General features: G+C 52.9%; 34 protein-coding genes. 33 read left to right on the top strand and 1 reads right to left on the bottom strand.

Going from position 1 to position 18,733, the window contains the following annotated elements; genetic code table 11:
- Positions 1 to 20 precede the first annotated feature (20 nt).
- The 33 genes from ISG32_RS26620 (at position 21) to ISG32_RS26460 (ending at position 17,275) form a co-directional block, all read left to right on the top strand.
- Complete coding sequence (locus ISG32_RS26620) at positions 21 to 287, top strand: hypothetical protein (RefSeq protein WP_194774040.1); 267 nt, start codon at positions 21 to 23, stop codon at positions 285 to 287.
- Between the two features lie 46 nt (positions 288 to 333).
- On the top strand, positions 334 to 516 hold the full coding sequence (locus tag ISG32_RS26615; protein ID WP_194774039.1) for a hypothetical protein: 183 nt from the start codon (positions 334 to 336) through the stop codon (positions 514 to 516).
- 75 nt (positions 517 to 591) lie between these two features.
- Entirely contained in the window at positions 592 to 954 is a 363-nt protein-coding gene (locus ISG32_RS26610) for a hypothetical protein (protein ID WP_228530145.1), read from the top strand.
- A 10-nt stretch (positions 955 to 964) separates the two neighbouring features.
- Positions 965 to 1,261 (top strand): hypothetical protein, encoded by a 297-nt coding sequence (locus ISG32_RS26605; RefSeq protein WP_194774038.1) that lies wholly within the window; start codon positions 965 to 967, stop codon positions 1,259 to 1,261.
- A 13-nt stretch (positions 1,262 to 1,274) separates the two neighbouring features.
- Complete coding sequence (locus ISG32_RS26600) at positions 1,275 to 1,469, top strand: hypothetical protein (protein ID WP_194774037.1); 195 nt, start codon at positions 1,275 to 1,277, stop codon at positions 1,467 to 1,469.
- A gap of 144 nt (positions 1,470 to 1,613) precedes the next feature.
- A complete protein-coding gene (locus tag ISG32_RS26595) occupies positions 1,614 to 1,832 on the top strand; it encodes a hypothetical protein (RefSeq protein ID WP_194774036.1) in 219 nt (72 codons plus the stop codon).
- Between the two features lie 16 nt (positions 1,833 to 1,848).
- Positions 1,849 to 2,103 carry a hypothetical protein gene (locus ISG32_RS26590; protein ID WP_194774035.1) on the top strand — a complete coding sequence of 85 codons (255 nt, stop codon included), beginning with the start codon at positions 1,849 to 1,851 and terminating at the stop codon, positions 2,101 to 2,103.
- A gap of 22 nt (positions 2,104 to 2,125) precedes the next feature.
- Positions 2,126 to 2,440: a hypothetical protein gene (locus ISG32_RS26585; RefSeq protein ID WP_228530144.1), complete on the top strand. Its 315-nt coding sequence runs from the start codon at positions 2,126 to 2,128 to the stop codon at positions 2,438 to 2,440.
- 15 nt (positions 2,441 to 2,455) lie between these two features.
- A complete protein-coding gene (locus ISG32_RS26580) occupies positions 2,456 to 2,635 on the top strand; it encodes a hypothetical protein (protein WP_194774034.1) in 180 nt (59 codons plus the stop codon).
- A 227-nt stretch (positions 2,636 to 2,862) separates the two neighbouring features.
- Positions 2,863 to 3,786: a hypothetical protein gene (locus tag ISG32_RS26575; protein WP_194774033.1), complete on the top strand. Its 924-nt coding sequence runs from the start codon at positions 2,863 to 2,865 to the stop codon at positions 3,784 to 3,786.
- Positions 3,787 to 4,162: 376 nt separating this feature from the next.
- Entirely contained in the window at positions 4,163 to 4,612 is a 450-nt protein-coding gene (locus ISG32_RS26570) for a virulence factor (protein WP_194774032.1), read from the top strand.
- A gap of 9 nt (positions 4,613 to 4,621) precedes the next feature.
- Entirely contained in the window at positions 4,622 to 4,810 is a 189-nt protein-coding gene (locus ISG32_RS26565) for a hypothetical protein (RefSeq protein ID WP_194774031.1), read from the top strand.
- Positions 4,811 to 5,440: 630 nt separating this feature from the next.
- Positions 5,441 to 5,644, top strand: a complete 204-nt coding sequence (locus ISG32_RS26560) for a hypothetical protein (protein ID WP_194774030.1) — start codon at positions 5,441 to 5,443, stop codon at positions 5,642 to 5,644.
- Positions 5,645 to 5,758: 114 nt separating this feature from the next.
- Positions 5,759 to 6,004, top strand: a complete 246-nt coding sequence (locus ISG32_RS26555) for a hypothetical protein (RefSeq protein WP_194774029.1) — start codon at positions 5,759 to 5,761, stop codon at positions 6,002 to 6,004.
- 232 nt (positions 6,005 to 6,236) lie between these two features.
- Positions 6,237 to 6,410: a hypothetical protein gene (locus tag ISG32_RS26550; RefSeq protein ID WP_194774028.1), complete on the top strand. Its 174-nt coding sequence runs from the start codon at positions 6,237 to 6,239 to the stop codon at positions 6,408 to 6,410.
- Positions 6,411 to 6,425: 15 nt separating this feature from the next.
- Complete coding sequence (locus ISG32_RS26545; RefSeq protein ID WP_194774027.1) at positions 6,426 to 6,638, top strand: hypothetical protein; 213 nt, start codon at positions 6,426 to 6,428, stop codon at positions 6,636 to 6,638.
- 219 nt (positions 6,639 to 6,857) lie between these two features.
- Positions 6,858 to 7,169 carry a hypothetical protein gene (locus tag ISG32_RS26540; RefSeq protein WP_194774026.1) on the top strand — a complete coding sequence of 104 codons (312 nt, stop codon included), beginning with the start codon at positions 6,858 to 6,860 and terminating at the stop codon, positions 7,167 to 7,169.
- A gap of 69 nt (positions 7,170 to 7,238) precedes the next feature.
- Entirely contained in the window at positions 7,239 to 7,493 is a 255-nt protein-coding gene (locus ISG32_RS26535; protein WP_194774025.1) for a hypothetical protein, read from the top strand.
- 172 nt (positions 7,494 to 7,665) lie between these two features.
- Positions 7,666 to 8,067, top strand: coding sequence for a hypothetical protein (locus ISG32_RS26530; protein ID WP_194774024.1), 402 nt, complete (start codon positions 7,666 to 7,668; stop codon positions 8,065 to 8,067).
- Between the two features lie 9 nt (positions 8,068 to 8,076).
- On the top strand, positions 8,077 to 8,634 hold the full coding sequence (locus ISG32_RS26525; protein WP_194774023.1) for a DUF1643 domain-containing protein: 558 nt from the start codon (positions 8,077 to 8,079) through the stop codon (positions 8,632 to 8,634).
- 344 nt (positions 8,635 to 8,978) lie between these two features.
- Positions 8,979 to 10,643, top strand: a complete 1,665-nt coding sequence (locus tag ISG32_RS26520; RefSeq protein WP_194774022.1) for a hypothetical protein — start codon at positions 8,979 to 8,981, stop codon at positions 10,641 to 10,643.
- Positions 10,644 to 10,803: 160 nt separating this feature from the next.
- Entirely contained in the window at positions 10,804 to 11,103 is a 300-nt protein-coding gene (locus tag ISG32_RS26515; protein ID WP_194774021.1) for a hypothetical protein, read from the top strand.
- A 113-nt stretch (positions 11,104 to 11,216) separates the two neighbouring features.
- Positions 11,217 to 11,591 carry a hypothetical protein gene (locus ISG32_RS26510; RefSeq protein ID WP_194774020.1) on the top strand — a complete coding sequence of 125 codons (375 nt, stop codon included), beginning with the start codon at positions 11,217 to 11,219 and terminating at the stop codon, positions 11,589 to 11,591.
- A gap of 8 nt (positions 11,592 to 11,599) precedes the next feature.
- Positions 11,600 to 11,788, top strand: coding sequence for a hypothetical protein (locus ISG32_RS26505; RefSeq protein WP_194774019.1), 189 nt, complete (start codon positions 11,600 to 11,602; stop codon positions 11,786 to 11,788).
- Positions 11,789 to 11,824: 36 nt separating this feature from the next.
- The gene (locus ISG32_RS26500; protein WP_228530143.1) at positions 11,825 to 12,061 is read left to right on the top strand and encodes a hypothetical protein; all 237 of its coding nucleotides are present in this window, start codon (positions 11,825 to 11,827) and stop codon (positions 12,059 to 12,061) included.
- 8 nt (positions 12,062 to 12,069) lie between these two features.
- Entirely contained in the window at positions 12,070 to 12,498 is a 429-nt protein-coding gene (locus tag ISG32_RS26495) for a hypothetical protein (protein ID WP_194774018.1), read from the top strand.
- Positions 12,499 to 12,577: 79 nt separating this feature from the next.
- The gene (locus ISG32_RS26490) at positions 12,578 to 12,949 is read left to right on the top strand and encodes a hypothetical protein (RefSeq protein WP_194774017.1); all 372 of its coding nucleotides are present in this window, start codon (positions 12,578 to 12,580) and stop codon (positions 12,947 to 12,949) included.
- Positions 12,950 to 12,966: 17 nt separating this feature from the next.
- Positions 12,967 to 13,470, top strand: a complete 504-nt coding sequence (locus ISG32_RS26485; RefSeq protein ID WP_194774016.1) for a hypothetical protein — start codon at positions 12,967 to 12,969, stop codon at positions 13,468 to 13,470.
- Positions 13,471 to 13,563: 93 nt separating this feature from the next.
- On the top strand, positions 13,564 to 14,586 hold the full coding sequence (locus ISG32_RS26480; RefSeq protein ID WP_194774015.1) for a hypothetical protein: 1,023 nt from the start codon (positions 13,564 to 13,566) through the stop codon (positions 14,584 to 14,586).
- Between the two features lie 103 nt (positions 14,587 to 14,689).
- Entirely contained in the window at positions 14,690 to 15,235 is a 546-nt protein-coding gene (locus tag ISG32_RS26475; protein ID WP_194774014.1) for a hypothetical protein, read from the top strand.
- Positions 15,236 to 15,418: 183 nt separating this feature from the next.
- Positions 15,419 to 16,405 (top strand): hypothetical protein, encoded by a 987-nt coding sequence (locus ISG32_RS26470; RefSeq protein WP_194774013.1) that lies wholly within the window; start codon positions 15,419 to 15,421, stop codon positions 16,403 to 16,405.
- 221 nt (positions 16,406 to 16,626) lie between these two features.
- A complete protein-coding gene (locus ISG32_RS26465; RefSeq protein WP_194774012.1) occupies positions 16,627 to 16,962 on the top strand; it encodes a hypothetical protein in 336 nt (111 codons plus the stop codon).
- Positions 16,963 to 16,978: 16 nt separating this feature from the next.
- Complete coding sequence (locus ISG32_RS26460) at positions 16,979 to 17,275, top strand: hypothetical protein (RefSeq protein WP_194774011.1); 297 nt, start codon at positions 16,979 to 16,981, stop codon at positions 17,273 to 17,275.
- On the opposite strand, the gene ISG32_RS26455 is transcribed toward ISG32_RS26460, so the two are convergent.
- Complete coding sequence (locus ISG32_RS26455) at positions 17,276 to 18,568, bottom strand: Y-family DNA polymerase (protein WP_194774010.1); 1,293 nt, start codon at positions 18,566 to 18,568, stop codon at positions 17,276 to 17,278. It abuts the gene before it with no gap.
- Positions 18,569 to 18,733: the final 165 nt, after the last annotated feature.

The raw sequence follows: 18,733 nt of genomic DNA, 5'->3' as shown, positions 1-18,733 counted from the left end.
TATACCCCTTAAAGGAAAGTATGAAAGTAGATATTTACCAAGACCGCAATTTCCAGTTCGTTGTGCCAACTGGGACTAACTTGAAAGCTTTGAAGGGCGATGCTGAGAAGGTGGCTGAAAAGCTTACGCCAGAAATGCTCCGTGCAACAAATGTTGAGATTACTTCGTTCTACAAAGGTGATCTGTTAGGGAGCATTGAGAGTCAGATCGCAACTGCAGGCATGGGCCTCGCAAAGACGTCGATTTCCTTCAGCGAGTCCGTCGTATCTGATCCGACGAAGTTTTAGCGTCAAGTCGAACACTGACTACAGCTTAGAAATCATAGGAAATCAAATGGTTTTCGAGAACATTCAGCAGGAACTGAGCGAGCTGGTCGGGCTGGTGCGCCAGAGCGAGCGATATTGCGCTTCCGTCGCCACGCGCCCTGAGCTGGCTACGTCTGAATCCCATGCACTGGAAGTGCAGCGCGAGCACCGCATTGCCGAGCTGTCGGAGCGGTACGGTATCACGACCTGATCAATGAGAGAGACGCAATGACAGTTCAATCAGCGAAGCGTATTTCGGTGGCGCGGGCCATCTGCACAGCATGCCATGAGAACCCTGACCACATTGGCGACGCTGGCGGAAACGAGTACCGCTGGCAAGACTACCTGGTTGCAGCCGACGCGGCGATTGCAGCGATTGCCGATTCGGAGAGAGACCAACCCGATGACTGAAATGACCTTGGACAAGGCTAAGCGGGTTTACCGCGCCGCTATCGACTCCACGACGACTGATGCAGAGGGTGCCGACTGGTGGATTGAAGTCGCCAGCGAAGTGCGCCGAGTATGTGCAGCTACTTCTGTGAAAGCGGCGGCAGAAGTGATTGAATGGTGGCACCACGACTGGTCAGCTGTTGGCGATTCAGCAAAGGCTGCTGCACAGCGCATCCGCCAGGCAGCGAAAAACCTCTGAGAGGAAAGACATGCAGGACATAGACAAGCAAGTGCAGCATGGCATTGAACATTTGAACAAGCTGCTTGCCCTGCAGTCCGCGCAAGACTGTGTGGAGCGCTCGCCAGTGGACACTTTTGGGCCATCTGACGAGTTTGCTTCAAAAGTGCGGGAAACCGCAATGCTGCTCATGACAGCAAAGCACGCGATCCCTTTGTCTAACAAGCTGGCGGACATTGGCCGCGAGCTTGAAGGCAAGGGCTTGTTGAAAGTCGAGTACGGTGATTCGCTGGCTGATGCTGCGCTTGCGTACTTGCTCAATAAATGATCGGAAACCAGCTATGCACTACGACTTGAAATCGGCGGGCGTTGACCAAGTTCTACGGGCTCTCAGTGCCGGTGGTTCAGTGGAGGAAATACCCACCTCGTTTTACAGCGGTGGGTACACCTACACCCATGTGCTGACGACGAAAAGCGGAACGCAATATCGTGTCAGCAAGCAAGTCATGCGGGCCGTGCCACCGTCCACCAAATGATGCAAAGCAGATGAAGACACACAAAGTGGTAGGGCGCTATAGCGGAGACACGTATTTTTTGGGCACGCTGGATGAGTGCGAATCATACGTTGCTTATGAGATGGCAGATTCCTTCGACATCGTGCCTGTTTGAGAGGAAAGCAGATGAAGAAGCTTCATATTGTCGCCACTAGCATCGGCGTTGGTGCGCGTGTAATTGGCGCGTACACAAACGCTGACGTTGCGGAGTGTGTGAGAAAGGTTGCCTGGGATGATGGGACTGGTGATGGTGCACTCGTTACCTCAGTCACGATTGATGAGATTGATCCTGACTTGCTATCAGCAATGCGTTCACTGGGCATTGAAATGCCGAAGCAGGCCTAAATCACCAAGGAAAGTCATGAGCGAAGCAACAACCGGACGCCCAGCTTGGGCCGCTGCCATCAAGCGTGGCGACATGCTGACAGTTCGCGCTGAATACTTGGGAAGGGGAGGCCAACAAGGCGAGGTTCTCGCAGTTGATGATGAGGGCGCGGGCCTGGACTTCTTCTGTGACAGAGATGGCAATCCCGGTGGTGTGCCATCTCAGGAGTTTTGGCAGTGGAGTGAGATCGACCCTGACATCCTGCCAGTGCATCTCCAGCAAGCCAATTAACCAATCAAGGAATGCACTGACCATGAATCAGAAGTCCACCCCATTCCGCAAAGTCGATACGGAGCTTATGCGAGAACAGTTTGCCGAAATTGAGGCTCGCCAAACAGCGCTTATGCAAGACGGCCAGCGACTGCTGGGGCGCATTCGGAAGTCGTCGAAGTACTACGGTCAAGGCGAAAACGACGCACTATTTCCCATCAGCATTGGGTTTGCAGGGGATTACTGCGTGCATGGTGGCCCAGGTGGGCAGTACCGTTTGAAGGATGTTGACTTGTTTGCAGTGTTCGACGACCAAAGACCGCCGACACAAATTACGTATGAGCCTTCGGACTCTTGATAGGGAATCACAAAGATGGCGAAGCCGAAGAAGCTCACGAAGGCCGCTCGCAAGCTGCTTGAAGAAGCTGGTTGCAGCGAGATCGACGACACCTATGTGCTGATCGGGAATACCGACCTGCGCATCCTGTTATCGGATGACGCCATTGCAGACCTGAACGTTCAGGCCCGCGAGCAGGCCGAGTACGGCAAGTGAAGGAAAGCACTGACATGCTTGAGGCTGGGTACTTTCCTTACAGGGCACATAAAAATAGGCCATACATAGCGGAGTTTTTGCGCCTGCCTGATAGAGCTCGTAACTGGAGTTCCCTCGTTCAACTGACCCTAGCTAGAACGCGACAGGCATTTGGTGATCGAGAGATGATCAAGGCGGACCCAAAACTTGACCAACTTGTACACTCCTGTTGCATGAATGAGTCTTGGTTGTCAACGGCACTCGCAGACTTCTTTAGGGGCGGTCAGGTCGTTTTCCATATTGCTCCAGCCTTGAAAGAGGCGTTCCTTCACTCTGAGCTTGGTGACGCCACAGCACGTGACCTGCAGTTTCCATTTGAGGACTCCTACATCCATATCGGAACAGATGTTGGTTTGGTTTTTAACGGTGGACGTACTCGGCTTGAAGGGGTTTTACTATCCGAGAAGAGTCACAAGGACGGAAAGTCTGTGAGTCTTACCTTGGTTGGCAGTCTTGTGCAGTCGCCTTCACATTGGGGTGAGCGTGGCATGGAGACATTCACCTTTCACTTTGGCTCCCGCCAAATGGATATGCCGCTTCTAGAGGGCGCAAAACAACATCTTGAGGCACAGGGGCGCGACCCACTCAATGACGAAAAATTCTCAGACCTATCGAAATTTGATGAGGCTGAGAGAGTAAGAATTCTGGAGTCCTGGGCAACTCGGGACGAAGATCGTCGCCTTCATCTGGAGAACATTCCGGTGGTCCTTGAGTGCGTTCGCATGGTCGCCAACGCGCTGCTTTATGTCAGCCGGTACCCGGATGACATTGAAGATGATTATCAGGATGGATTCCCTCCTGGGTTTCGCGAGAGGATTGAACGATCACAAGGTAAGGCTCTTGAGCGCAACCTATCCAAGGCGCGAAGTAGTGGATTCACCCTCATCAAACGGGTCGGTAGTGTGTTTGAACGTGCAATGCAAGTGGAGGCGAGTGTCGGAGGTATCAGCGATAGTCCATCGCCACATATGCGCAGGGCGCACTGGCGTCGGCAAGCCTTTGGGGCAGGACTGACCCAGCGCAAGCTGATCTGGATTCGCGCTGCAAGGGTGCTTGGTGGAGCGGTGCGTGAACGGCCTTACCTGATCTCGGATGGTGTCGTTTCTGGTTGATTTGAGGTTGATCCACCTGTCATCATGAAGAAAATCCAGTGTCTGTCCGACATTGTTGCGAGGGCCATATAGGCTCACTAAAATGGTGTGCATGAACACTGTATCGTCCTCGAATAACGAACGTCTGCGCGTGCTGGTCATGGGCGCAGGCCTCACGCAGCCAGCAGCGCTTGCGCTTTTCAATCATGCCATCAAGGTTAGACCCCTTTCAGAATCGACTTGGAAGGGGTACTTCTGCACTCCTGGAACCGCTCGGTATCGCGGTTTCGGCCCTGAGCTTCTCGCTCACGCGGAAAAAGTATTTGGGCCTCTGCAAAAAACCTCTTGACGTGGTGTGCGTGCACACTAAAATTCAATCAACGAATCGAGGAATTTCATGGACCGCTGTCTTATTGTTTTCGACCTGGACACCAAGTCGCTGGAAGCAAATTATCACAACTCAAGTTGGCGAAACGCTTACGCCGACATTCAGCGAGTGCTCTACAAACATCGTTTTCAGAACATTCAGGGAACCGTTTATCTGAGTGAGCGTGGCGTGCGTCAGGCGCATGGGACGATTGCACTGCAGGAAGTGGCAATCCGGTATGCATGGTTCGATAAGTGCGTAGCAAACGTCCAGTTTTATGACTTGGCAGATGACTTCAATGCCCAGTTCATCATCGACGGAGTGACGCAAGCGCGTGCCGCGTTTGAGCGTCGCGTAGCGGGTCTGCGCCAACAACTGATTGATGCAGGCCTTGCTTTGGAAAAGGTGGACGAGGTCATTGGAAAGCAAGAGTTTTCGCTTGAAAATCTGAGTCAATCTGAAGTGCCAAAACTCAATTAGAAAAAAGTCATGCCATCCGCTGAACTGAAGAAGGCGTTGAGCAATTTGAGAAAGTGTTCGCGACTGGATGCTCAAATCGATGAAGCGCAGCGAAAAGTAGCCGATCTCCATTCCGACCAATTTTTCTTTGACGAAGCAGTCTTCGCGGAAGCTTTAGCAATTCATCAAGCCGAGCAGGCGAGCTTGGCTAAGAAGTAGAGGAAAGGATCGTGCTCGTTGACCTTTTCCCAGAAACGCGTCCAAAGCGTGCAAAACCACGCATTCTCATGCATGTGAGTGATGCGGGGCAGGTGTCATTTGGAGATCCGAAGGACTTTGGAAAGCCGCTCTGCAAGATGACGTGCAGCCGCTGCGGAGTTGAGAGTGACTTCCTCATTTTCGAGAACGTCACTGAGGCCAAACGTGGCATCCCGTGCGACGTATGCAACCCCGAACTATGAGAATAGGTATGGCTATCTTTGTCAAGTATTGCGCCGACTGCAAGGGTAATCGGCTGCATCAATTCAGCGAATGGCGCTGCAAGTATGTGTGCTGCCAGTGTCATCGCTCTCTGCTTGATGCAGAGGGTGCTTAACGAAGGTAAGTAGCTACATGCAGCCGGTGTATCCCATCTCGAAGTGTCCCCACTGTGGTGGGATTTCAGGCTATACCACGAGAGTCGTGCTCACTGCCAAGCAGACCTATACATGGGACGGAGTGGGCCAGGATATGGGCTTGTATTTAGTAGCTGCTGAGAGCGATCCGCGCTGTGCAGATTGCGACAAACCCGTTCGAGCGCTGATCAAGAAGGTGCTCGAAATCAATACTCGCGAATGAGAGGAAAGCGGCATGCTTGAGCTATGGACCATCTACGACAGCCCGATTGATCTTCCGGGGCGATTCGTTGCTCGCAAGTGGCTGATGGATCAGCCGACTAACGAACTTCTGCTGGACAAGACGCTGGACGGTCTTCGGGCAAAGTTGCCGCAGGGACTGACCTGTCTGCAACGCTCGCCGCAGGATGATCCCAGAATCGTTGAAACGTGGATTTGAGAGGAATGACCATGGAGCATCCGAAAGTCCAATCCCCAACCGCTGTGTTCATTGAATCTGCGAATGCATCGAATGCGTTTGACAACCCGTCAAAAAGTGCGCTGAGACCATCCCATGTTGCTTGCAACGATACGTGAGTTGGACGTAATTGCCGGGTCATCACAAACGGCAGATGAGGGCATTGAAATTGCTTGGTGGAAAGGGTTGAATGATGAGCAGCGCAAAGACTGGATGGCCCGAGCTGGCAATACAGGTGTGGCGGCTGACGCATGGACAGCCTACAAAAAATTAACAATCAAACAACTAGGAAAGAAATCATGCATAGGCCAAACACGACGGGGTCGGTCACTGAAGACCTGAAGGTGTTCCGAAACACCAAAAGGAAACGGAGTTTCGACTTTTCAAGCGTCTTCGCGGCATTGATTCTCGTTACTTGTCTCGGATTCCTTTTTTACTTTGAGTACCAGATGCTCGGGCACCTGCCAGATGGGTTGGATGCTCCATGGATTCGGGTTGGCATCATCGCTTTTGCATCCGCATTTTCTGGATGGGCCATTTATCGTGCCATTACACGCGACAGATAGGAAAGAAAATGAAGCGAGGCCAACGAACAATTGATGTACGTGTGTACAGCCTTGGCGGTCGGGTCACTGGTGTAAATGCAAAGTCGGTGGCCCAGTCTGAGGCTACAGCGAAGCGTGTCAATGACATGCTGGTGCGGATCGTCAAGCTCTCCGAGACGGACTACCTGATCTACGAAATTTGAATCGAAGGAAAGACCATGAATCAAGTAGCGAATGCAGCAGGCGATCTGTTGAATGAAGCGGTAAAGCAGTTATTGGTTGAGTATCCAACTGATCCAGTAGAGCGGGTTTATAGCGGTGTGAAGTACGCCTTTAAAGAACTAACTTCGAGTGGTAAACCACTCACCTTGGACGCACTGAAAGAGCTATATCCTAGAGTGAAGATGCGCCCGCTTCTTCCGTATATGTGAAGAGTGGATCACCATGATGGTGCAGCCGACTTTGATTTTGGTCTAGATAGGCTGGCTTTTCGCGGGTGAATATGAACGGGATCTTGCTAGGGATGCGACTCCTGGCCGATCTTAAGGCTGGCCTAAATTCTGTACTGCGAATCCAAGATTAAATGTGAGTGACGGGGCTAAAGAGCTAGCAAGATCGCTAAAAGGTTAATTCAAAAATATAGGAATATTATGAGTGAAGCTATTAAAACTGCCCAAGAAGCATTGAACAATGCAAATGCAATGTATTTGGACGAGCTTCGTCAGGATAGTGAACGTTCTGAAGGTAGCGGCGCTCAAGAGCGTCGCCGCGAGGAAAACCAACAGCGTATGCGCGAAGAGATCACCCGATCTGAGAATGCCCTGGAAGTAGCGAAGCAGGCTGATGCACACGCTATGCAAGCTGCGTTCGAACAAACGTATCAGCGAGATTGGAATGATCCTGCTGGGAATGAAATGAAAGCGGTCTGGGTGGCTGCTTGGGCTGCAGCCAGGCAATGTTAGGAAAGTAGCGAGTTTTGAGCGCTCTGAACCAGTGTTGCCAAAGGGACTTCAAGCTAATCGAGGAAATTCATGGCATTTGATACCGGCCCAATGTCTATTGTTGATGTGCTCACGGGCGCATCATCCAAAGCGAGGATTCAGTCCAAAATATCCGGTGATTCAAGGTTCCCAGTAGTGGTATCTGGTGAGACACGCGTATATTTGGATGCACAGTGCGATGCATTGGGTGTCTCACTAGCAGGGCTTTGCGGAACCATTCTTGATGAGGTGGTCGCAGAGTCGATGCGTCGTGCGCTTTTGATCAAAAATCCGAAGCAAAGTTGATTTAAAGGCCGCGAAATCGCTCACGCTTGAAAACACCGATCTGCGCATGCTGCTATCGGATGACGCCATCATTGATCTGAATCTAAATGAATTTGATCCTATCGCACACGCGATAATCACATGAGTGCTTGTCGGTTTGTCGCAATGCCCACTATCGAGAAAACTTGAAGACATGATCCGAATTATCCTTGCATTGTTAATCTGGTACTTTTCCATTGGCGCAGCGATCACATACGGCGACATTTGGCAAAGCCAAAACAATCCGACAACCAATGTGCAAGTTCAACACGACAACGGGCTAACAGAAGTTGGATCACTGCAACGCGCATGGTCGCGTGACTGGATTCTCTTGAAGGAGGGTGGCGCTACGTCGAATTTGAAAGACCTCTCGAAAGTGAGTTTGACCATCAAGCCGCCAGCCGAGCCGCCAAGTTATTGGACGTTATGGCGGTCGTGGTTGCCCATGACGTTGGTGTCGTTGGCAACGATCATTTTCGTCATCTACGGCAGCGTGATACCACTGTTTCTTCGTGGCCGATCACGCGGACCCGTTGCGAAACATTGCGATATCTGATAGGAAAGCATGCCCAAATACGCTACTGCTGAAATTGGATCAGCGGCACCGCCACCCAGTCTTTTCGTTGATCCCATCGTGGCCGAGCGCACGATCTTCAACTCCGACCGTACCCATCGCCTCACCCTGTTCCGCTATTGGGGCGACATTGATGACTATGCTTGCGGTATTAGTATGAACCCATCCGGTGCTGCAGAAGACGTTAGCGACAACACCGTAGACGGTATGTGCAAAAGAGCCCGCGATCACTGGGGTGTTGGGGCGTACTATCAACTGAACGTCATGTCGATTCGCGGCACGTACTCGAATGATCTGACCAAGGAAGGCATGGTGAACCTGCCCGAGAACGATGATTGGATTCGACGCATTGCATCGCAAGCCCGCATTGTCGTGGTGAGCTGGGGAAATCCAGGCCACAAGTCAGGCCGTGGTCCCGATGTCGCAAAGATCCTGCGCGAGGTCTGTGACCCGTCGAAAGTTGTCTGCTTTGGAAAGAACAAGAACGGCTCTCCAGTTCATCCTCTCTACCAGCGGCTGAATGCGCCACTAGTCCCGTACTTTGACTGACAAAGGAACAAAATGCTCCACCGGGACGACATAGAGTCTGGCAACGTCTATCAATCTGAACAAGGTGAGGCGCGGATTGTTATCAGCGTTAGCGCAATATCGGGCAAGCAGCCTATCGTCATCTGGAGAACCACAAGTGTGAGCCTCCGGGCGGCACAAAAAGCACACGGCAGTTGCACAGTGAGCAGCTTTCTGAAGTGGGCCGTATCTTTCACTCCAGCAGCGAAAGAAGACTGGGAGGTTTTTGCATCAGCTACTCGAATGCGTGAACAGCGTAACGCCGACAAAAGGGCTATAGCCCGCTATCGTCGCGCCGCATCCAAATGAACATATGAATACTCAAAATGGAAAGTGTAAAAACCCTCTTTGGCAGACGGTACAACCCTGACTTGAAGGCGTACACCCGTCTGATCCAGACTAGCCCGCAAAAGGTGGCTGCACTCGGAAAGGCATACGCTGCCCTCTTTGAGATAGACCCATCGTTGGATATTCACGGTGGTGACGATCAGCGTCAAGGGCAATTTAATTGGGACGCTACCGAAGAGCAAGATGCTTTGTTCCTCAAGGTGGTGGAGTCGTTGGAAAACCTTCATACGTTTTTGAAGGGGATGAACGACTATCTAGACTATCTGAAGGTCACCAACCACGGTCCGGAGGTAACCATGGAACTAGGTTGGCAAGATCGGCGGGCCGGACGCGTCGTGTGGGATCGATGGACCCAATCCGTCGAAGATCCTGTGATGGCCTACGTTCTTGTGGCCGATCAGTTTGACCTGGCCTTCTACGAATGTGCGCCGATATCAAATGAACGAGCCGAACCACCGATGTACCGCTACCACCCTGAGCGCTACAAGGCCAACCGAACCTATGCAGAGACGATTGGCAAGATGTTCCGGCAAAGAGTAGATCCTCGGACAGGATTCATGACCATTGATCAACTCAACGAATCCATGGGGCATGTCGTGCGGGAACTCAATGCCAAAGCAATGAACCACCCCCGGCGCCTGACGCTTGATGGTCCAGGACCGTCGCTCATCGTCGACGCCGAGCAGACTCTGTGCACTGCGTATGGCCGATTTGTGCAGGCCGGAAGGCAAATCATGGACTTTCCGCCAAGTCTCACGGAGATGCTGTCGAAGACCGACATTGACGACATTCCGTTAAACACGATCCGAATGCCATACGCCTCACAATATGTTCACTTCGGCCCGCAGCCTGAACTGGAGCTTGAGCCAGGATGGCTGGTGGACGGTGCCTACGTCGAACAACGGGGTGAGGTGGGAGACCTGCGCATCACCGTAACCGCCATGCCAAAGGACCACGCGGATTCTGAAAAATGGTTCGTCCGGCCCGAACCGGAGTTCAGTCAGGACTTCGTGGGCGAGTTCCGAACCATGGACCTGGCCACGGCCATAGACACCGTACTGGCGGAGCGACTGGCCGCAATCGGGAAGGCCAAGGAAAGGGCGGGAGGAAATATCACCAAGGAGGTTCAAGCCGAGGCGGCGGCTACAGGGCACGAGATTCCGAAGGATCTGGATCTGGTAGATATTGGCCCCCAAATGGCTGGTGTCCGCGAGGACGTAACGCGTCTCCGTTTTCCGGTCTACAAGGCCGCTATCCAGTTGGTCGTCAATGCGCTGTGCTACGTCGCCGCCTACCCAGACGACATTGATACTGCTTGGCCTGCTGGCACGCCTGATGCTTTGCTGAAGAAGGCGGTCTCCGGCGTGGGGAAGGAACAAGCTCGTGCACGTTCCAAGCTATCTGCCTTGGGCTATGTTCCTGTCCACATTTGTGGAAAGCGCATTGCAGAACAGCGAGATCGCTTGAACTTGGCCGGGACGACTGTTGGCGGCATGGCGGCACACTGGCGCAGGGGTCACTGGCGCAACCAGGTGCACGGGCAGGGGCGCTCCTTGCGTAAGCTGATCTGGATGATGCCTATGCTGGTTGGAGCAAAGGAGAAAGATGATGCTGAGTTTGGGCATCTCTACCTCGTGACCTAATTCAGAATGACTTGACAACGAATCATCGGTTGTGAAACTGGCCTTGTCGGAATCATCCAGAGATTCCGGTCACCCTTACGCTGTTTGGATGAGGCAAGATCATGGCTCAGAATTAGTTGCAATCGCGTATCAAGGTCAATATTGCAGGTAGAGGAATGACATGGAGATTTTGAAGTTTGTATTGACTGTGGTGGTTGTTTTGTCTGCTGTAACGTCAGCATTTCTTTGGGTCAAATCAGCTAGAGCCAAGGTGCTTGCTGACAGCAGAACATCCGGTGTTGGCGCTTTATTGGATGGCGACATCATTATTCAAGGTAAGAACGGTGAACGCATAGACCTCCATGACACGTTTAATGAGCAGTCACGTTGGAACTCATATGCCGCTTACAGCGCTGCTGTATGCGCCCTTGCGCAAGCTCTGCTTTTTCTCGTGCCAACAGCATCTTGTGTAGCGAAATAAGGGGAAAGTAGCTAGGTCGAAACTAAATATCGACGTTGCACACGTCATTTGCCTTGCACCTTGCGAACTCGCAAAATTCAATGTATCGAATCATTGATTGAGGTGCAGAGGCCATGAGCCTATACAAACGACTTGCTGAGCTTCCCCCAGGTGACTATGAGGTGCGGCCAAATCATGCATGGTGGCAGTTTTGGCGCAATCCTGAAAGGCGAGGGTGGGTGAACGTCGCCAAAGATTCATCGGGAAACTCGGACATCATGTTGACCTCGGATCGTGCGTTCCATCGGCCATTCGACGGCCCTGCTCGTTCAATTACCGTGACCCCCACTGGCAATCTCGTTTGCTACATGGAATCCGTGTTGCGCTTTCATATCCGTTGGGGTTATGGCAAAGGTGGAGACATCGAATTGCACAGTGCGAACGAGTATGCCCGCTGGCTTCACGAGAAGCTGTGCTGCGATGGCGTACCAACATCAACACTTGCATGAGGATGACCATGACCGATAGATCCGGGAGCCTCACCCTTGCTGACGCACTGCGCCTTGCGATCAACGTGTTGAACGACTGTGCGGAGAGTCGAAAAATGCCTTCTGGCCTCCAGATCGATCAGAAAGAGGCCGACCTGAATGCGGAGGCGGCTGAAGTGCTGAACGCATCGCTAACGGCCTTGCGTGAGCACGAATAGTCGGCACTTGCCAACCCCCAATAATGAGATTCTGAAATGGGACATGCGATGTTGAACGCTCTTGAGTGGAGTGGATGCGGTCTGGGTTTGCTCGGAGCGTTTCTGCTGGCGACAAACACTCGTGCATCGAAATTCGGCTGGGTCGCTTTCCTTCTGGCCAACTTTGCGATGATCGGCCTAGCGCTGGGGTTGGAGCGCAATGGATTGCTGCTGCAGCAAGTCGGCTTCACAGCAACCAGCATCCTCGGGATCTATCGCTCGCGCTGGGCGTGAGAATCATCATGTATCTTGGTTCTGCCCTCAAGCGCTCCATTCCCTACGCCATTTCGGATCGTAAGGATATGGTGCAAGCCTACGATGGCGAAGGCCCGGATGCTGATGAAGCACGACAAGCGTGCATTGAGCTCAATGCTCTGAAGGGGATCAAGCCTTCGAAGTTCACGCCAGAGCAGCGTAAAACGGCACGCATGGCCTTGCTGTGGGCAGAGCAGTACCTGTATGGCTACATGAGTGCCATCGTGGGCATTGATGCGGCTGAATATGCCAAGTCGCGCAAGGAGTGGAAACAGATTCGAGCGGTTCGCCTCACCCACTTCGGATTGACCCAACTGGAGGTCATGCTTCCTCGGGCTGAACTTGTGGACGTCGAACAGATTTGCCAACTTGCGGCCCAAGGTCGCATTCACAATTTGAGACTCAGCAAGGAATAGCTCATACCAATGCCGTCACGCTGTGTCGAAGCTGCACACGCAGTTTGCTGAAATCTGATGTCAGCGACAGAATTCAGTCATGATGCAAACGACACATCTTGACCCGCGAATTGGGGCGCTTGGAAACGGGAAGTTTTACGCCTTCACGCAGGGCTATGACAAGCCTGAAATCGTGGGCACCCTTCATGAGGTTGAGCAGGCATTGGGAATCGCATTCATGCCACTCTGCAAGCCCCTGAAGGTATTCGATGTTGTGATGCATTTTGAGTACCCGGCATGGGATGAAATGGACGGAATCCGTTATCCCAGCATTCACGCGGCAAGCAAAGCGCAGGCAAATAAGTTTGCACGCCGAGAGGCCGAACGTGATGGACATGCCGTTGGCGGTCGTGGCCGCTATTGGTTCATCGCAACTGAGTCCCTTGTTGGGAACGATGATTTCGCAAGATAGCTGTCAGAAAGGTCGTTATGCAAGCTATTGTGACTGTCGGTACTGTGATTACTGGTGCTTTCGTGCTCGCGATGTTTTTCGCTGGCTTAGCACCGCAAGAGGCCAGCAATATAGCTTCATGGAGCTCGCGAATCGTGCTGGGCTTGGGGATGCTGTTGGCTTTCTCCACGAGCCTTTCGATGATTTCAAGCCAGTTTCGCAAGGATGATCCAAAGCAGGGCCGCAATCTATTCTTCTTGAAGCTTGCTCTGGCATTCGGTGGGTTCATTGGTGGTGCGACCCTTCTTGCCAAGTTCATTCCTGACTACGTGGAAGAGACGGCGAAGGTTGCCAGGGACACCGTATCGGAGGCCCGTGCGCGAGAGGATGCCACGCGTGTTGAATGGGACAAGTTCGTGGCAGACCATCAATGCAAAGTGGTGGAGAAACGTGACCCAGTGAAAACGGGCTTGTTCACCTCTTCAGATCCTCAAACGGGATGGCGTTGCAATGATGGTGTCCTGTACTGGAAGAACGATTGACGTGCGGGGTAACTCCATGACGTGCGATCACACCGAATGACGTTAGATGACGTCAAACAACGTCATTCAATTTCATGATCCGCGGTGCGTCTGATGCACGCAACCGATCACTTTTTGCACATGCACACCTACCCGCCAATTCCGGCGAAGGCGCATTTTCAAGGAGTGATCAAAATGGAAACGCAACAACAGAATACGGCTGCGACTGTTCCCAGTGACGAAGCCAAGCTGACACGCACCCAAGCCATCGCGCAGATGATCTGGGTGGATCTGGGGCAGACCAACAATATCCAGACGCATGCTCTGAAGTTTTACGAGTCTGTCTCCTGTATGGAGAGCAAGACTGGCGAAATGCGCTACGGGACTGTCTGGCGCTATGCCGGAGAAAAGATCTGGCGAGTTGAAACGCTCGATGGTGTTTCTTTGCGTTGCGAAGGCCTTGCATCGGCAAAGGTCAGTGCACTCGATCTTGCGATCGCTCGACTGGAGCGTGATGGGTATGTGCAATGCATACCTGATGAGGCTGAGAAGGTGGATGAGGGTGAGGTTATCCGCTGTTTCGTTCGCGTCATTGGTGAAGCGACGGATCCGGACGATGTTGGAATTGAGGGCATCTATCTTGTTGAAGTGCACACAACCCGGCATCTGGATCTTGAGCTGGTGACTGAGCTGGAGCGAGAAGAGATAGCCAACGCGGTTCTCAATGAGTTCCACGAGCGCCAGGGCATTGAAGTGCTGGATGACTTCAATATTTCAGTGCACCTGAGTGATGGATCGGCCATTGAGAATGACCGTGACGAGGTTGATCGCCAACTGGTTCGCAAGGCGGACTACTGCGGCATGATCAGTGAATCGGAATCACCAGTTCTGATGCGCTTTCGTTGTCCCAACTGCGGTGAGACAAGCCCACATGAAGATGATGCTTGCATTCTGAATGCCTTCATCGGCCTCCTTCGAGATCGCGGCATCCACAAGGAACATCAGCTTGAAAAGCTGCATGCATACTGTGATGTGTCGCGTCTCTGGGATACCTTGAACGGCGTCCTCGACGATCTTGGAAATGGGCATTACATGGACAGGCAAGTCGTCGAAGACTCTTCGAGTTCAGGCGATTGAAGCTCTGACACCCCCCCCATAACCCAGTTTCATCCTCGGATGAACTGGGTTTTTTCTTGCCTGATCGCCGGTAGAGCAGGGCGCAACCGATGACATACCGCACATGCACGCCTACCCGCCAATTCCGGCGATGGCGCATTTTCAAGGAGTCTTCAACATGACGAAACGCAATTCCGACATCCGCTTGTCTGTGTTCAGCAAGGACATCTGTGATTTCGAGGATCACCTTCGCGAAGTGCTGATTCAGTCTGGATGGAACGAAGAGCATCAGGGGAAAGTCGCTCGCGGCAATTTTTACGCGGGGATTATTGGATATCCGCATGGTGAGTACGTTGCCTTGTGGATGAAAGGCACGCATTTCCGTGCGTATCGACCGATTCTGCAATTCCCCAGAAAGGCTGAAAAACCGTTGACTGCTCAAGAAATTGTGCAGGCCTTCGAGAAACGAGCTGCTGCAGGGGAAAGGCTTCGCGAGGTTCTGGATACTTTCGAGCAGTCTTTGCCGGGAAGTGACCCCTATGACATGGGCTACAAGGATGCTCTTGAATCGATCAGCATGGCGCTTTTGACCAAGCTGGATGATGACGGATCCATTCTGTTCGAATCGATCGTGACGGCCTTGGATGCATACCGAAGCAAGGTGTTCTAGTCCACAGGCATTTCACTGTTGTCGGCATTCATGGCCGATCACCAAAACCCAGTTTCATCTTCGGATGATTCTGGGTTTTTTCTTGGCCGCTCCCTCATAGAGCGGGGCGCAACAGATCACTTCACTGCACATGACCGCCTACCCGCCAATTCCGGCGATGGCACATTTTCAAGGAGTGTAAAAATGGAAACTCAAGCACGAAACCTCAAGCAGATCCCCGCGCACGCAGTCACTGAGGGCGATGTGATCGCATTTGCGGATGCTCGGCAGGACGTGACCATCGAACGCGTCACTTGGCGACAAGATGGACGCGTAGGCTTTCACGCCAACGACGACACCTGGAGCGCTTTCTACGATGGCACGGACACCGTTCAGATCATCGATCGCGGCTTCGCAGGAAGGCGCATCAAAGATGATCTCGTTCTGGCGCACGTTCCGGGTGAGATTGGATCGCTCTGGCAGAAGTTGTGTGAAGCCGAAAACGAGCTCGCCCGAAAGCTGCTCGACAAGGGTCCCGGAATCATTGTTGTCCAAGACGATGATGGCTGGTATCTCGAAATCGACGGCCAGCAACTGATGCTGATGCGCGTTGAAGCTGCATCTGCTGATGGCCCCTTCACTGACCAGTCCTCACGATTCGATTTCGATCTGTCGTGGGTTGATCTTGGCGAAGAGGATCTGCGGGTCTACACGGACACCGTTTTGAGAGCTGTTGCATCGTTCGAGACGCTGCACTTTCATGACAGGTATCTGAATCGCACTTTCGTGGTCGGTGCTCATGCCACGAGCGACAGTGGAGATAGTCCGACATACTGCTCAATGAAAGTCAATCCGGCATTCGTCAATCGCCTGCAGCAAATGCACGCTCTGTGTGTTGCCAATCAGCTCTCGGAAGTTCGATCCAGCGATGGACCGCTTTTGTGGGGTCCAGCGGGCTTTGAAGAAGAGGCTCGCTTGAGGGATCCTGAACTGGTAGTTACCTTCAGCGGTGAATTTTGGTTCACGGATCGACCCAAGTATGCCAACTACTGCATCGAGAGTTCGCCGATCGGTATCTCTGAGATGCTGTGTCTGCTGCGCGGAAATACCTCTGACGTAGTTGCCTACGATGAAGATCTTCTTGAGCACTATGAATGTGATCACGAAGAAGATGATGAGCTCGTCGATTGATGGGCTTCTCTGTTCGGGCACTTGATGCCTGAAACCCAAAACCCAGTTTCATCCTCGGATGTGACTGGGTTTTTTCTCGGGCGATCGTGCGCGAAAGTCCGCGAAGATGTAGCGATTGATGGTGGCTTGCAATTCATCAACTCGCGATGTCATATCTCGTCACGGAATTTTGCAGTGGCGCACAATGCTTCGGATAGATAGGGGCCGATGACAGTGTGGCATTGGCCCGTGATTACTGGACGATGGTGGCTTGCGTGGAAAAATTCGATCTCATTTTTTGGGCGATCAACTGGGTGTTGGTGGTGTTTGTGGTCTTCATGGTTTATGCCGGTTGGAGCCAAATGACTACATGGAGAAAATACGGCGAGGCCATTGGCAGCGGCTTGATGGTTCTTGGTCTGTTGTTCCCATACTTCGAGTCAGCGGTCTTTCGGAATTTCTTTGTTCTGATGTCCATGTTGGGTTGTGTTGTTTTCTTCTCCGTTGGGCTTCGCGAGCGTGTGAAACGTCGAAATGCAACATGGTCGACTCGTGATCCTCAAATCAAAGGTAAATAGCTATTCGGGAGTAGTGATGCCGAATGAACAGGGCCCTCCGCCAATCGAGTCGATCATTGCTGACGCCATCGGTAGAACGGATACCGGCTATGCGCTGGGTGTTCACATGATTGGGCTAAATGGCGCTTGGCATCGGCTTTGGGGAATGCTCTATCTGCACGCCACTATTGGGGATGCGGAAGAGGGAATTCAGGTTGTTAGGGAACACGTTGACCAATTGCTTGGGAGGCAAATTACCGACGCCGAATTTGCTCGATTAGAAGAGCACGCGAAAGCCTACGCAGCCGAAATGAACGGTAGTGCAGGTACATAGTCAGCACTTGACCTCAGGGATTTCAGCGAGAACCGTTGAGTAACGTGGACTGCGCTGATCCTGGCGCTGTTGCCACGGCGCACGGTTTGTCTGTAGGCCGGTGGATCCGATGTGAACGGTGCCACGGCCATATCGTTGGTTGAGCTTGTCGACGGCTGCAAACAAGCTGCCGCGATCGCAGATCTCGTCGCCAAGGTCCAGCTCGTGCTGCAGATCTGCCTTGTCATTCAGATCCATGAGGATGACACCAGCTTTCTTGAGCTCAAAGCCTTCCCGGTAGATTCGCTTGATGCCATGGACTGCACTGGCAACGATCAGGCCTGTATCTGCCGTGGGCCGTATCAGAGGTACGACGATCGAGCGGTGAAAGTGCGGCGGGGGCCGAAACCGGCTCGTGTGCGCAAAGACCTGAATCTGACCGGCGACACTGCCCTGAAGGCGCAGCTTCTGCGCTGCGCGACTGGCGAAGTCGCTGACCGCCTCAATGAGCGGATCGAGCTCGCTCACCGGGCTTCCAAATGAGCGCGTGCAGGCAATCATCTGCTTGGGCTCTGGCTGACTCTCAAGAGTCAAGCAGGGCTCGCCGTTGAGCTCGCGTACCGTCCTCTCCATCACGACGGACCAGTGCCTGCGTACAGTTCCGAGATCGAGTTTCGAAAGCTGCAGGGCGTTGAGGATCCCGGCATCGTAGAGCTGAGCGCTGATGCGGGGGCCAACACCCCAGATCTCGCCCACTGGGGTCGCCTCAAGCGCTGCTGCGAGCTCCTGAGGCGACAGCTCAGCGAGATTGCAGACACGCTGCAAGCGTGCCGGGTAGCTACCGGGGCGGCGCTCTGAGGCTTTGGCGATGTGGTTGGCGAACTTGGCCAGGGTTTTTGTGGGGCCGATGCCCACGCCGCATGCAATCCCCAGACCGCGATGGATCCGATCGCGGATGACCCACGCGCGGCGGGTGATCTCACGCACGCCTGACAGATCGATGAATTGCTCATCAATGGAGTACTGCTCGACGTCGCAACCCATGCCTGAGGCGATTGACATGAGTCGGCTCGACAAGTCCGCGTAGAGGGGGAAGCAAGCCGACCGGGTGACAAGTCCGTGGGTCAGCTCCAAGTGCTTGAACTTGAAATACGGCTCACCCATTTTGATGCCGAGTGCCTTGGCTTCTTCGGATCGAGCGATGGCACAACCATCGTTTGCTGAGAGCACAACGACAGGCTTGTCTCTCAGCGCTGGCTGAAAGCATTTCTCACACGAGACGTAGAAGTTGTTCGCATCCAGCAGCGCAAACATGGCATCACCACTTGCGGAATCGCTTGATGCAAGAAGTCGGGGTCTCCTCGTTTTCAGTGCAATAAGTGACGGTACGAAAAGCTAGCACTGGCGCGGAGGTGGTGTTGGTAGATCGTTGATTTCATTGACTTTCCTGTTCACTTTCAAATCTGCGATTCGTGGCGT

Origin of the sequence: Diaphorobacter caeni (assembly GCF_015354245.1) — a bacterium.
Classification (GTDB): Bacteria; Pseudomonadota; Gammaproteobacteria; order Burkholderiales; family Burkholderiaceae_C; genus Diaphorobacter_A; species Diaphorobacter_A caeni.
The sequence above is the reverse complement of the archived record's forward strand: the minus strand, read 5'-3'. Positions and strand labels throughout refer to the sequence as shown.